Genomic DNA, 13,421 nt, shown 5'->3' with positions numbered 1-13,421 from the left:
GATTCTTCAGAAAAACAGGATAAAAAATTTTTAATTTTAATAAAAAACTCGGTTATAATATTCTGTATTTTCCAGTCATTCTGAATGGATATTGACAGGAGTGTATGTTTATAGATGAGCATAAAATTGAGGTAATAGTAACACCGGAGGAATTATGATGAGGTATAAAAAATGAAAGCCGTAATATTAGCAGGTGGAAGTGGAACAAGACTTTATCCGGTAACACAGGTATTAAACAAGCACCTTTTACCGGTTTACAACAAGCCTATGATTTACTATCCCTTTTCCTTAAGCATGCTACTTAAGATAAGAGAAGTGCTATTTATAGTAAATGAAGAAGATTTAGGAGCATTTAAGAGCCTTTTTAAAGATGGTTCACATATTGGAATGAACATTCAATATAAAGTTCAGAAAAAACCAAATGGTCTTGCAGAAGGACTAATTATAGCTGAAGAATTTTTAAACGGAGATGATGTATTTTATTTGCTCGGAGATAACATATTTTTTGGACATGATCTTATAAGCATACTCACACAGGCAAAGAAGGACGTGGAGTTAAATAATGGAGCATATGTATTTGGCTACTATGTATCAGACCCTGAGAGATTTGGCATTGTAGAGTTTGATGAATCAGGGAAAGTATTATCAATTGAGGAAAAGCCAAAGAAACCGAAATCAAGCTATGCGGTTGTTGGAATGTATTTTTATGACAGTGAAGCTACCAAAATAGCAAAGACAGTGAAACCATCCCACAGAGGAGAACTTGAGATAACATCGGTTAACGAAGAATATCTTAACAGAGGAAAGCTCAAGGTAAAACAGCTTGGAAGAGGATTTGCATGGTTTGATGCGGGAACACATGACAGTTTTCTTGACGCAGGAGAATTTGTGGCAACCATAGAGAAGAAGACAGGGCTAATGATAGGTTGTATAGAAGAGATAGCATACAGCAATGGATGGATAACTAAAGAAGAGCTTTTGAGACTTGCAGAGCCTCTAAAAAAGACAGGATATGGAAAATATCTGATAAAACTAGCAAGAGAGGAAATCTAAGATGCCATTTACATTCAAACATCTGGATATTCCGGATTTAATACTCATACAACCAAAAGTATTTGAAGATGATAGAGGCTTTTTTATGGAAACCTATAAATCATCTGATTTTTACATGAACAGGATCAAATACAGCTTCCTTCAGGATAACCACTCAAGATCAAAAAAAGGAGTTTTAAGGGGGTTACATTATCAACTTAATCCAAAAGCTCAGGGAAAGCTTGTAAGATGCATAAAAGGTAGAATATGGGATGTGGCAGTTGATATAAGGAAAGGCTCACCCTGGTATTTAAAATGGGTTAGTATTGAACTTTCTCAAGAAAACAGAGATATGCTGTGGATACCACCTGGGTTTCTTCATGGATTTGTAGCTCTTATAGATGCGGAGATAATCTATAAATGTACAGAAGAATACTCTGCAGAGTTTGATAGAGGAGTTATATGGAATGATCCTGCGATTGGAATAAAATGGCCTGTAAAGAATCCTGTATTGTCAGAGAAAGATGCCAGATTACCTGTTTTAGAGGAAGCTGAAAATAATTTTATTTATGGGTAAACTAATTGTAAAATAATAAGAATTTGAGTGGAGGGGAAAATGCCTATAATTTTGGATATTCCCGATGAAATTTTAGAAACTCTAAAAATGCCTCGGAAAAGAGCTGAAGAAGAATTAAAAAAAGAGGCTTCTGAATAAAAAAGACAGAATGACGAATAAAAGAGAGATAATAAACACCATAGAAGACATGAAAAGTTTTGTGGAACACTTTTTCCAGAATAAGGGAAGAAAAGTAAGAGTAATACTTTTTGGTTCAAGGGCAAGACAAGACAATCAATATTTTTCAGATATAGACTTTGCAATTGATTCAGAAGAAGATATAAACGAAGATGTAGTTGAATTAAGAGGAATCATAGAAGAATCCAGCCTTCCATATAAAGTTGATATAATAGTGTTATCAAGAGTATCAGAGATGATGAGAGATGAGATACTCAAGGAGGGAGAAGTCTGGATAGACTTGAAAAATTAACAAAGGATTTTAGAAGCTCTCTTGAAAGACTGGGAGAAGCTCTGCACAGGGCTGAAACATACAGAAACACAGGAGAGTATTCTTTTTATAGAGATTCCGCCATCCAGAGATTTGAGTTTACTTTTGAGATTTTCTGGAAAAGTTTAAAATATTTTCTGGAGAAAGAGGGAATAATATGCAGGTCTCCTCGCAGTTGTATAAGAGAGTTTTTTACAGCTGGTTATCTCTCAGAAGATGAAGTAAGAGTTTTATTCCAGATGATTGAAGATAGAAATCTCACTGTTCACACTTACATTGAAGAACTGGCTGAGGAGATATTCAGTCATCTGTCTTTATATGAAAAAATACTGCAAGATATTTTAAAGAAGCTGGAGCATACAATCCCATGAAACTGCTGATTACAGGTGGAGCAGGATTTATAGGAAGTGAATTAGTAAGACAGGCTGTGAAGCATGCCTATAAAGTGGTTGTTGTTGACAGACTCACCTATGCAGGTGATATGGAAAGACTTCATGAAGTTATTGAGCTTATTAAGTTTTATAGAGAAGACATAACAGATACAAAAGCAGTAGGACATATATTTGAATCAGAAAACCCAGACATAATAGTTCACCTTGCAGCAGAAACCCATGTGGACAGAAGCATACTTGAACCATCAGTATTTTTAAACTCAAACATCATTGGCACATACACACTCCTTGAAGCAGCAAAAAAATATGGAATAAAAAAGTTTATAAACATCTCAACAGATGAAGTTTATGGAGAGCTTAAAGAAGAAGGACAGTTTACAGAGCAATCTCCTCTTAGTCCCAGTTCACCTTACTCAGTGAGCAAGGCATCAGCGGATATGCTTGGAAGAGCATACTATAGAACCTACGGAGTTCCTGTGATAACAGTGAGACCCTCAAACAACTACGGAGCATGGCAGTATCCTGAAAAACTCATTCCAGTAATTATATTGAAGAGTCTTAAGAATGAGAGCATTCCTGTCTATGGAGAAGGCTTGAACGTGAGAGAGTGGTTATATGTGGGAGACTGTGCAGAAGCTTTAATCTCCATTATACAGAAGGGAAAGACAGGAGAGACATACAATGTGGCAAGTGCTCAGGAGAGAAAAAACATAGAAGTTGTAAAAGCAGTGCTTGATATATTAGATAAACCACACATTCTGATAAAATTTGTAGAGGATAGACCCGGGCATGATTTTCGCTACAGTATGAACTTCAGCAAAGTAATGAAAGAGTGCGGATGGAAGCCAGAGACCACATTTGAACAGGGAATTGAAAAAACAGTAAAGTGGTATCTGGAGCATAAAGAGTGGCTCTATAAAAAAGTAGCAGAGCTTGAAGACTACTGGGCAAAACTATACAAATGAAAATTCTAATTACTGGTGCTAATGGTCAACTAGGGCAAGAGTTTATAAGAAAACTGGAAAAACAAGAAAAAAACCTTACAGCCCTAGGACATGACAGATTGGATGTTGGTAACCTAAAGCAAGTATTAGATATTTTTGAAGATACTAAACCCAATATAGTTATTAACTGTTCAGCTTACAATCAGGTAGATAAAGCTGAAGAACAAAAAGAAATAGCATACAGAACCAATGCAATAGGACCAAAAAATTTAGCCTTTGCATCTGAGAAATACAGAGCCTTTCTAGTGCATTACAGCACGGATTACGTGTTTGATGGTACCAAACAGACACTTTACATTGAAGAAGATAATCCAGAGCCTCTTAGTGAATATGCTCAAAGTAAATATCTTGGAGAAGTGTTTCTTAAAGAAGAAACAGAAAACTACCTCATATTTCGCACAAGCTGGGTATATGGACATGGAAAACAGAACTTTCTTTATAAGCTCACACAGTGGGCTCAAACTCAGGAATACTTAAAAATAGCCTGTGATGAATTTTCTGTGCCCACATCAACGAAAACCATAGTTGAAGTAACCTTAAAAGCTATTGATGAAGGCTTAACAGGAGTTTATCATCTTGTAAACTCAGGATTCACATCACGATTTGAGTGGGCAAGAGAGTTTTTAAAGCTAAAAGGAATAAATAAGTTTATCTATCCAGCCCATCAATCTGATTTTAACCTACCTGCTAGAAGACCTCGATTTTCAGCAATGAGCAATGAAAAAATATGCAAGGTAACTGAAATACAGATAAGAGACTGGAAAGAAGAGATGTATCTTATTGGACTGTAATTCCAGAAAATGTCGATTTTTATTTTTAAAAGGACAACGATTATTGTTTTTTTAATTAAATTATCATAAAATTAAAGATAGAAAGCAGAGGAGGCAAACTATGCCTGAGGCTGTTTTAGAAAAAAGAGTTGATAAACTTGAGCAGGCAATGATGGAGCTTGTTTATCAGGCTCGAAGGACAGAGATGTCAATAGAAAAACTCTCTGAAGAGATGAAAGAGTTCAAAGAAGAGATGCGGGTTTTCAGAGAAGAATCAGAAAGAGACCGGAAAACCTTGCATGAAGAAATAACTTTATTCAAAGAGGAAGCTGAAAGAGATAGAAAAGCCTTGCACAAAGAGATGCAAGCTTTCAAAGAAGAGATGTGTGAATTTAAAAGACAGCAACAGGAAGAAAACAAACGCAAAAATAAAGAGTGGAGTAATCTTGCAAAAAAGATGGGCACTCTGTATGAAGACCTCATTGCTCCTGCACTTCGTCCTGCATTGAGCAAGTACTTCAACTGTGATGTATCAATGGAAGGGCAGAGAATGTTTAGAAAATTGAATGGTGAATGTTATGAAGTAGACGCAATTGCAGCCTGCAAGGATAAGGTGTTTATGATAGAGGTACGTTCAACTCCACGGGAATCTGATATAAAAGAGATAAAAGAGAAAGCTGAGAGATTTTTTGAGTTTTTCCCTGAGTTTAAAAATAAAAAACTGATAATAATCTTTGGAAGCATTACCTTCCCTGAGAATGTTATTAAGTATGCGAGTCGTTCAGGAGTATATGTGATGGGCTGGAGAGAGTGGGAATATATGGATATATTGAACTTTGAAGACGTCAGGCTTTAAAGTTAGAAATTTTGGATAACCTACATATATTGAAACAAATCATGCAGTTATGTTATAGTTCAAACAGTGAACAAAATCAGCTCATCAGATTTAATTTCTCTTAAGATACTTGAAAGCATCGAAAAAGAACCCGTAATAACCCAGAGAGACCTAGCATCAGAGCTTGATATTGCTCTTGGTTTAACCAATGCCTACATAAAAAGACTTTATAAGAAAGGTTATATAAAAGTTAAAAATCTTTCAGGCAAGAAGATAAAGTACATATTAACAGTTAAGGGATTTACCGAAAAAGCAAAACTCACATACAGATACATGCACCATTCATTTGAACACATTAAAGAGATAAAGAGCGCAATAGAGAAGAACTATCAGAAGATGCTTCAAGATAATGTAAGAAAAATTCTCATATGGGGAGATGGAGAACTTGCAGAGTTATGTTTTATCATACTGAGCAGACTTCCAATAGAGATTACAGGATTTGTAAGTTTTAATAAAGATATAAAACAGTTAAATCAAACTAAGCTGTACAGAAAAGATGAAATAGACAATCTTGATTTTGATGCAGTGCTTGCTGCAACCTTTGATGAAAAAGAACTAGCTCAATTACAAAGCATGGATAATATAAATAAAAAGAAAACTTACTATCTATGGCAGAGTTAACAGCAAACTGGTATGCCATATATATAAAATCAAGGCATGAGTTTAAAGTGGTTGAAAGGCTAACAAAATCAGGCATAGAAGCATTTCTTCCAGCAGTGGAAAGAATAAGAAAGTGGAAAGACAGAAAAAAGCTCATAAAATTCCCACTTTTTCCTGGTTATCTGTTTGTGCACATTGAAAAGAGCTATGATTTAATCCTTAGAACACTAAAAACTCCAGGGGTGGTAAGAATGCTTTACAATGCATCTGGAGAGCCAGAAGCAGTTCCTGAAGAGCAGATAATTCCCTTAAAGATAGCAATAGAAAACAAAAAAGAGATAGACCTGTATCCCTATTTAAAAGAAGGACAGACAGTAAGAATAAAAAGCGGAGCATTTCAGGGTGTCACAGGGATACTTAAAAAGAAAGAAAAAACGCATTATTTAATAGTTTCAATAGATATACTAAAGAGGTCTGTCTGTATAAAGATAGATACCTCTTTAGTAGAACTGGTTTAAGATTAAACTGCCTGCTTGGTTACAGAGTTTTAGTTTTAAGATATGTAACTGAGGAGGCGGAGCATTGCCGGAGGAAATAAATGCAAATGTGGAGGAATATTTAACTTATGAAAAAAGCTTTAATTACCGGGATTACCGGACAGGATGGTTCATACCTTGCAGAATTGTTGCTGCACAAAGGATATGAAGTTCATGGACTGATACGTCGCGCAAGTACCTTCAATACCGGACGTATTGACCACATTTACGTAGACCCACACTCTCCTCAGGCACGACTTTTTCTTCATTACGGAGATTTATCCGATGCAGGACAGTTAACCCAGCTAATATACAACATTGCACCTGATGAAGTTTATCATCTTGGAGCTCAGAGTCATGTTAGAGTTTCATTTGATATGCCCGAGTATACAGGAGATATAACTGGAATAGGAACAACAAGGCTTCTTGAGGCAATAAGAAGAAGTGGAATAAAAGCCCGATTTTATCAGGCATCCTCCTCAGAGATGTTTGGCGCTTCTAACCCACCCCAGAATGAAAAGACTCCTTTTTATCCAAGAAGTCCGTATGCATGTAGCAAGGTTTATTCGTACTGGATGACTGTAAACTACCGAGAGGCTTATAATCTTTTTGCCTGTAATGGCGTTCTCTTTAACCATGAATCTCCTCGAAGAGGAGAGACTTTTGTTACAAGAAAGATAACCAGAGCAATAGCACGCATGCTCAAAGGAAAGCAAAAGACCATTTATCTTGGTAATCTATATGCAAAAAGGGACTGGGGTTTTGCTCCGGAGTATGTGGAGATGATGTGGCTTATGCTTCAGCAGGATTCTCCTCAGGACTATGTTGTTGGAACAGGAGAAAGCCATATGGTTAAAGAATTTGTAAATAAGGCATTTTACTATGCAGGAATAGAACTTGAATGGAAAGGTACCGGTGTTTTAGAAAAAGGTATTGTGAAATCCATATCTTCTCATCTTTTACATCTTACATCTCACAATTTACAGCAAGGTGATGTGATAATAGAAATAGATCCAAAATACTTTCGTCCAACAGAAGTTGAGTTTTTGCAGGCAGATATAACTAAGGCAAGACAAATACTTGGCTGGCAGCCCAGAGTTACTTTTGATGAACTTGTAAAGATTATGGTGGATTACGACCTTAAACTGGCAGGACTTGACCCTGTGGGTGAAGGAATCAGCGTTTGTAATGAGAAGGGTTTTTGCTACACCAATCATGAGTATGCAAGAGAGAAAGGGTATTAGCTATTGGGTATCAGGTGTTGGGTAATGGGAAAAATTATGGCTTGGCAGGATGCAAAAACATTGGCTGATGATGTTTATAAAATTACCAATCAAAAAATCTTGGACATGATTGCAATATACTTCATAAAGCTATGATGATTAGATATCTAGATTAGAAAATCCTTCTAAACAGATAAAAGCCCGAATAAAAATAAAGCACAGGAGTATTAACAATGAGTAACACTGTATCTTCAGTTTCTGGTACCCAATATTTAATAACTAACACTCAATCCCTGAGCCCTGATTCAAAAATACTCGTTACCGGTGGCACAGGAATGGTTGGAAGTGCTATCATCAGAACACTGATAGAAAAAGGTTACACCAACATAATCTCCACGTATCACGTCAAACAACCAAAGACCCGGTACTCAGCACCTGTCAGCTTTTTTAAATTAGACCTCAGAGATCAGTCTGACACGTTAAATTTCTTTGAAACGCATAAGCCTGAATATGTCTTTTTTTCTGCTGCCAGAGTGGGTGGAATACTTGCAAATAACACCTATAAGGCAGAATTTATATACGATAACATGGCTATTGCGCTTAATGTTATCAATAGCGCTTATAGATGTAAGATTACAAAACTTTTAAATTTGGGCTCATCGTGTATTTATCCAAAGCTTGCGCCTCAGCCATTAAAAGAAGAGTACCTTTTAACAGGCCCGCTTGAGCCAACTAATGAGCCCTATGCCATTGCCAAAATAGCAGCAATAAAACTGTGCAGATATTATAATGAACAGTATGGCACAAACTTTATCTCAGTTATGCCTACAAACCTATACGGACCAGATGATAACTATAACCTTGAAACGGCTCATGTGCTGCCCGCGTTATTAAGAAAATTGCACCTTGCAAAGCTTTTAGAGGAAGAAAACTTTGAAGCTATTGTTAAAAACTTACAAACATATCCCATTGGCTTTGGTTTGATACTACCGACCAACCCGTCAAAAGAAGAAATTTTATCCATTCTTAATAAACTTGGTATAACCTTCCAACTCCCATCTTACATTTCACATCTTACATCTCACGTTTACATCACTCTCTGGGGCTCTGGATCTCCTTACCGTGAATTTTTACATGTTGATGATGCAGCGGATGGATGCGTATATTTAATGGAAAATGTAGATGCACTGGATATGCGAAAAATTTGTAATGATTACTTTGTAAATATTGGAACAGGCAAAGACTTAACTATTAAAGAACTATCTTGCAAAATTAAAGAGATAGTTGGTTTTAAAGGGGAAATTGTTTGGGATACAACAAAACCTGATGGCACGCCACGGAAATTGCTGGATGTAAGCAGAATAAAATCATTAGGCTGGGAACCGCAGATTGGACTGGAGGAAGGGATAAGAAGGGTGTATGGTGAGCTGGTTAATGGGTGATAGCGGATAGTTGTTAGGAGTGAGGTGTGAGATGGGATGCGTGGATTAGAAAATGTTTCGCATAAAAATTTAGATATATGGGTTTTAGGGATAAATTATTAAAAGAGATTTATAACAAAATTAATGCGCTGATTAAAAGAATTAAGGAAAAAAGTTAAATGGCCATCATTTCAGCTTTAACAACTCCCATTTTACATTTTTCATCTCACATTTCACAATTAGCCTCACATGCCGGTTTTCGTAAATATTTTTTTAATACTGGCTGGCTTTTTACAGAAAAAGTTTTGCGCATGATAGTGGGCCTTTTTGTAGGGGTATGGGTGGCACGGTATCTTGGACCTGCACAATATGGGCTTTTAAATTATGCAGGGGCATTTGTGGGGCTTTTTAGTGCTTTTGCTACCTTAGGGCTGGATGGTATCGTGGTGCGAGAGCTTGTCAAAGATGAGAGCCGTCAAAATGAGCTAATAGGCACCGCTTTTTGCTTGAAACTTATGGGAGCTTTTGGGGTTTTAGTCATCTTGGCGATAGCAGTAAACTTCACATCAAATGACAGCTATACAAATACACTAGTCTTTATAATTGCATCTGCGACCATCTTTCAAAGCTTTAATGTCATAGATTTATATTTTCAAAGCAAAGTGCTCAGTCGTTATGTCGTATTTGCCAATGTGATAAGCTTACTAATTTCCAGCATTGTCAAAGTAGCTCTTATACTAAACGAAGCCCCGCTTATAGCGTTTGCTTGGGTGGTGCTTTTTGATAGTGTGGTGCTAGCTTTGGGGTTTATCTTTTTCTTTTTAAAAACCACTAACAAATACACAAACACACGAATTGCTCTTGCTAGTTTAACATTCAACAAATCAACCGCAGCTGCTTTGTTAAGAGAAAGCTGGTTGATGGCTGTTGCTGGTGCTGCTATTTTGATTTACATGAAAATCGACCAAGTCATGATAAAAGAGATGTTAGATAGCGAAGCGGTGGGGCAGTATAGCGCAGCTGTAAGGATATCTGAGGCATGGTATTTTATCCCAATGGTTATAACAAGTTCACTTTTTCCAGCTATAGTAAATGCCAAAAAGCAGAGTGAAGAGCTTTATTATGCAAGGCTTCAGAGGCTTTATGATTTGATGGTTTGGATGGCTATAGCTATAGCGCTTCCCATGACATTTTTGTCAGATTGGGTAATAAATTTACTTTATGGAAGTGCTTATAGTCAAGCCGGAAGTGTCTTAATGATACATATTTGGGCTGGGGTGTTTGTTTTTTTAAGTGTAGCAAATGATAAATGGTTTTATATGGAAAATAAAGCTAATTTGCTTACAATAAAAGTATCCATGGGAGCATTGTCAAATATATTATTAAATTATGTGTTGATTTCGATTTACGATATTAAAGGCGCTGCTCTATCAACATTAATAAGTTATTTAATATCTGTAGTTTTGAGTGATATATTTTTTAGACATAAAAAAATACGATTATTGTTTGTTATGAAAATAAGAGCACTTTTTTTTGTGCATGTATACGAATATTTTTTGAGGAAAAAAAATGAATTGTAAAATATGTAATCAGAAAACAAATCAAATATTTAATGAAACAATTTTGAATAAATATACTATTGATTATTTTCATTGTCCTAATTGTGGTTTTCTACAAACAGAAGAACCATATTGGCTCGAGGAAGCGTATAGTGAGTCTATCAATATTTCAGATACTGGATATTTATCAAGAAATATTTACTTGTCTAAGAAACTTACGGTGCTTTTATCCTTGTTTTTTGACAAAAAAGCAAAATTTTTAGATTATGCAGGGGGATATGGCGTTTTGGTACGATTGATGAGGGATATCGGTTTTGATTTTTATTGGAGTGATAAATATACACAAAACATATTTGCAAGAGGGTTTGAAGGAAGTTTATCAGATAATTATGAAGCCATTACTACGTTTGAAAGTTTTGAGCATTTTGTAGAACCTATTGAAGAAATAGAAAGATTACTGACAATTTCTAAAAATATTATTTTTTCAACTGAACTATTGCCAGATCCTATTCCAAAGCCAAAAGACTGGTGGTATTATGGACTTGATCATGGTCAGCATATATCATTTTATAGTGAAAAAACATTTGAATTTATAGCAAAGAAATATAATCTTAACTATAAAAATTTAGATGGTTTACATCTTTTAAGTGATAAAAAAATATCAAACCTAAAGCTTAAAATTTTGAAGTTTAGTAAATTTGGACTTCATAAAATTTTACAAAAACAACTCAAGAGTAAGACTTGGGAAGATTATTTAAAAATGAGTGAGAATGGATGAAAATTCTTTATGACCATCAAATATTTACTTTACAAAAGTATGGAGGAATATCACGATACTTTTATGAGTTAATATCAGAGTTAGATAGAATGGAACATATTGAAACTGATACATCTTTAATAGTTTCAAATAATCCCTATATCTCTGATAAAAAATTTGTAAAATATTTTGATTTTTTGCCAAATAAACAGTTTAGAGGAAAGCAAAGAATTTTTAATTTTATCAATAAGATAAATACAATTTTTAATTTAAAAAAACAAAACTTTGACATTTTTCATCCAACATATTATGATCCATACTTTTTAAAATATCTTGGCGATAAGCCATTTGTTTTGACTGTGTATGACATGATACATGAAAAATTTAGCGAGATGTTTAGTGAGCGAGATAAAACGAGTGAACATAAAAGATTATTAGTAAAAAAGGCAACAAAAATAATAGCAATCTCAGAGAGTACAAAAAAAGATTTGATTGAACTTTTTGGGACAGATGCCTCAAAAATTGAAGTTGTATATCTTGGTAATTCTCTGTTTATTGATGCTGATATGAAAGTAACTATTTCTATCCCAGAAAAATATATACTTTTTGTTGGTTCAAGAGGTGGATATAAAAATTTTGATAGATTTATTAAAGGTGTTGCTCCACTGCTTAAAAATGATAAAGAGCTAAATATAGTTTGTGTCGGTGGAGGAAAGTTTAAATCTGAAGAAAATGAATTGTTTAATATTTTAAAAATCTCAAATCAGATCATTCAAAAAGATTTGGATGATGAAAGTCTATCTTTTTTTTATAAAAATGCTTTGGTTTTTGTTTTCCCATCTTTATATGAAGGATTTGGTATTCCAGTACTTGAAGCTTTTGCATGTAAGTGTCCTTTGGTATGCAGTAATACGAGCTCATTACCTGAAATAGCAGGAAATGGAGCAATTTATTTTGATCCATATAATGAAGAGTCTATAAAAAATGCAATTGATAGTATTTTAAAAGATGAAGAACTTCGCAATATTTTGATTTCAAAAGGCACTGAACAATTAAAAAAATTTTCATGGAGAAAAACAGCATTACAAACTAAAAAAATATATGAAAGTATTCTGAAATGAAAACAGCAATAATAACAGGCATTAGCGGACAAGATGGGCCATATCTTGCAAAACTTTTACTTGAAAAAGGTTATAAAGTTGTAGGTACATTACGAAGCTATAGATGTGTAAATACTAAGAACTTTGAATATTTAGGCATAGAAAATAGGGTTACTATTGAAGAATTAGATTTGCATGATATGGCAAATGTTATAAGAATAATCCAAAAATACCGACCAGATGAAATATACAATCTTGCGGCCCAAAGTTCCGTTGGGCTCTCTTTTGAACAGCCAATTGGAACTTTTACATTTAATACAATATCTGTTAATAATCTACTTGAAAGCATAAGACTTTTTAGCCCATCAATAAAACTATATCAAGCTTCTAGTAGCGAGATGTATGGAAGAGTTGAAAAAATGCCAATTACTATAAATACTCCGATGCATCCTGTAAGCCCGTATGGAGTTTCAAAAATGGCTTCTTATTTTATGATAACGACTTATCGAGAGTCTTACAATTTATTTGTCTCAAATGGTGTAATGTTTAATCATGAGTCATATCTACGAAGTAACAATTTTTTTGTCAAAAAAGTTATACGAGACTCTATTGCTATCAAAAATGGCACTTTGGATAAATTGGTTGTGGGAAATCTGAATGTAAAAAGAGATTTTGGATATGCGCCTGCTTATGTTGAAGCGATGTGGAAAATTCTTCAATCAGATAAAGCAGATGATTTTATCATTTGCTCTGGTAAGTCTATTTTGCTTAGAGATATTGTTGAATATGTTTTTAATTTTTTAAATATTGATAAGAGACTGATAGTTGAAGACAAAAATTTATTCAGACCTAACGAAATAGAGGATATTTATGGTGATAATAGCAAAGCTAGAGAAATTTTAGATTGGAATTACGATATGTCTTTTTTTGAGGTTTTAGATATTTTGATTGAAGAAGAACTTAATAATGCTTCAAATAAATAATAAACCCCAATTCACAAGTAAATTTATCAACAAATTTTTAGAAAATGGTTTTAATTTTTGGAAAGAAAAAGAGTTGAAAATATAC

15 protein-coding genes are annotated in these 13,421 nt (G+C 34.5%); all 15 read left to right on the top strand.

What is annotated here, in order from left to right:
- Positions 1-171 precede the first annotated feature (171 nt).
- The 15 genes from rfbA to G581_RS0107885 all read left to right on the top strand — a co-directional run bounded on the left by rfbA (position 172) and on the right by G581_RS0107885 (position 13,336).
- On the top strand, positions 172-1,053 hold the full coding sequence (rfbA, locus tag G581_RS0107970; protein WP_028845370.1) for a glucose-1-phosphate thymidylyltransferase RfbA: 882 nt from the start codon (positions 172-174) through the stop codon (positions 1,051-1,053).
- A gap of 1 nt (position 1,054) precedes the next feature.
- Positions 1,055-1,609, top strand: coding sequence for a dTDP-4-dehydrorhamnose 3,5-epimerase (rfbC, locus tag G581_RS0107965; RefSeq protein ID WP_028845369.1), 555 nt, complete (start codon positions 1,055-1,057; stop codon positions 1,607-1,609).
- Between the two features lie 148 nt (positions 1,610-1,757).
- Positions 1,758-2,078: a nucleotidyltransferase family protein gene (locus tag G581_RS0107955; RefSeq protein WP_028845368.1), complete on the top strand. Its 321-nt coding sequence runs from the start codon at positions 1,758-1,760 to the stop codon at positions 2,076-2,078.
- Entirely contained in the window at positions 2,057-2,467 is a 411-nt protein-coding gene (locus G581_RS11935; protein WP_038065560.1) for an HI0074 family nucleotidyltransferase substrate-binding subunit, read from the top strand. The genes G581_RS0107955 and G581_RS11935 overlap by 22 nt, the downstream gene beginning before the upstream one ends.
- Entirely contained in the window at positions 2,464-3,453 is a 990-nt protein-coding gene (rfbB, locus tag G581_RS0107940; RefSeq protein WP_028845367.1) for a dTDP-glucose 4,6-dehydratase, read from the top strand. Before G581_RS11935 ends, rfbB begins: the two co-directional genes overlap by 4 nt.
- The gene (gene rfbD / locus G581_RS0107935) at positions 3,450-4,283 is read left to right on the top strand and encodes a dTDP-4-dehydrorhamnose reductase (protein ID WP_028845366.1); all 834 of its coding nucleotides are present in this window, start codon (positions 3,450-3,452) and stop codon (positions 4,281-4,283) included. Before rfbB ends, rfbD begins: the two co-directional genes overlap by 4 nt.
- Positions 4,284-4,383: 100 nt before the next feature.
- On the top strand, positions 4,384-5,118 hold the full coding sequence (locus G581_RS0107930; RefSeq protein WP_028845365.1) for a hypothetical protein: 735 nt from the start codon (positions 4,384-4,386) through the stop codon (positions 5,116-5,118).
- 66 nt (positions 5,119-5,184) lie between these two features.
- Positions 5,185-5,778 (top strand): winged helix-turn-helix transcriptional regulator, encoded by a 594-nt coding sequence (locus G581_RS11710; RefSeq protein ID WP_051179077.1) that lies wholly within the window; start codon positions 5,185-5,187, stop codon positions 5,776-5,778.
- Positions 5,766-6,275, top strand: a complete 510-nt coding sequence (locus G581_RS0107920; protein ID WP_028845364.1) for a UpxY family transcription antiterminator — start codon at positions 5,766-5,768, stop codon at positions 6,273-6,275. The genes G581_RS11710 and G581_RS0107920 overlap by 13 nt, the downstream gene beginning before the upstream one ends.
- Before the next feature lie 107 nt (positions 6,276-6,382).
- The gene (gene gmd, locus G581_RS0107915; RefSeq protein ID WP_028845363.1) at positions 6,383-7,537 is read left to right on the top strand and encodes a GDP-mannose 4,6-dehydratase; all 1,155 of its coding nucleotides are present in this window, start codon (positions 6,383-6,385) and stop codon (positions 7,535-7,537) included.
- A 272-nt stretch (positions 7,538-7,809) separates the two neighbouring features.
- Positions 7,810-8,958 carry a GDP-L-fucose synthase family protein gene (locus G581_RS0107905; RefSeq protein ID WP_038065629.1) on the top strand — a complete coding sequence of 383 codons (1,149 nt, stop codon included), beginning with the start codon at positions 7,810-7,812 and terminating at the stop codon, positions 8,956-8,958.
- A 158-nt stretch (positions 8,959-9,116) separates the two neighbouring features.
- Positions 9,117-10,517 (top strand): flippase, encoded by a 1,401-nt coding sequence (locus tag G581_RS11070; protein ID WP_051179072.1) that lies wholly within the window; start codon positions 9,117-9,119, stop codon positions 10,515-10,517.
- The gene (locus G581_RS0107895) at positions 10,507-11,274 is read left to right on the top strand and encodes a class I SAM-dependent methyltransferase (protein ID WP_028845361.1); all 768 of its coding nucleotides are present in this window, start codon (positions 10,507-10,509) and stop codon (positions 11,272-11,274) included. The genes G581_RS11070 and G581_RS0107895 overlap by 11 nt, the downstream gene beginning before the upstream one ends.
- Positions 11,271-12,374: a glycosyltransferase family 4 protein gene (locus tag G581_RS0107890; RefSeq protein WP_028845360.1), complete on the top strand. Its 1,104-nt coding sequence runs from the start codon at positions 11,271-11,273 to the stop codon at positions 12,372-12,374. The genes G581_RS0107895 and G581_RS0107890 overlap by 4 nt, the downstream gene beginning before the upstream one ends.
- A complete protein-coding gene (locus G581_RS0107885; protein WP_028845359.1) occupies positions 12,371-13,336 on the top strand; it encodes a GDP-mannose 4,6-dehydratase in 966 nt (321 codons plus the stop codon). Before G581_RS0107890 ends, G581_RS0107885 begins: the two co-directional genes overlap by 4 nt.
- Positions 13,337-13,421 lie beyond the last annotated feature (85 nt).

The organism is Thermodesulfovibrio thiophilus DSM 17215, assembly GCF_000423865.1.
Classification (GTDB): domain Bacteria; phylum Nitrospirota; class Thermodesulfovibrionia; order Thermodesulfovibrionales; family Thermodesulfovibrionaceae; genus Thermodesulfovibrio; species Thermodesulfovibrio thiophilus.
The sequence above is the reverse complement of the archived record's forward strand: the minus strand, read 5'-3'. Positions and strand labels throughout refer to the sequence as shown.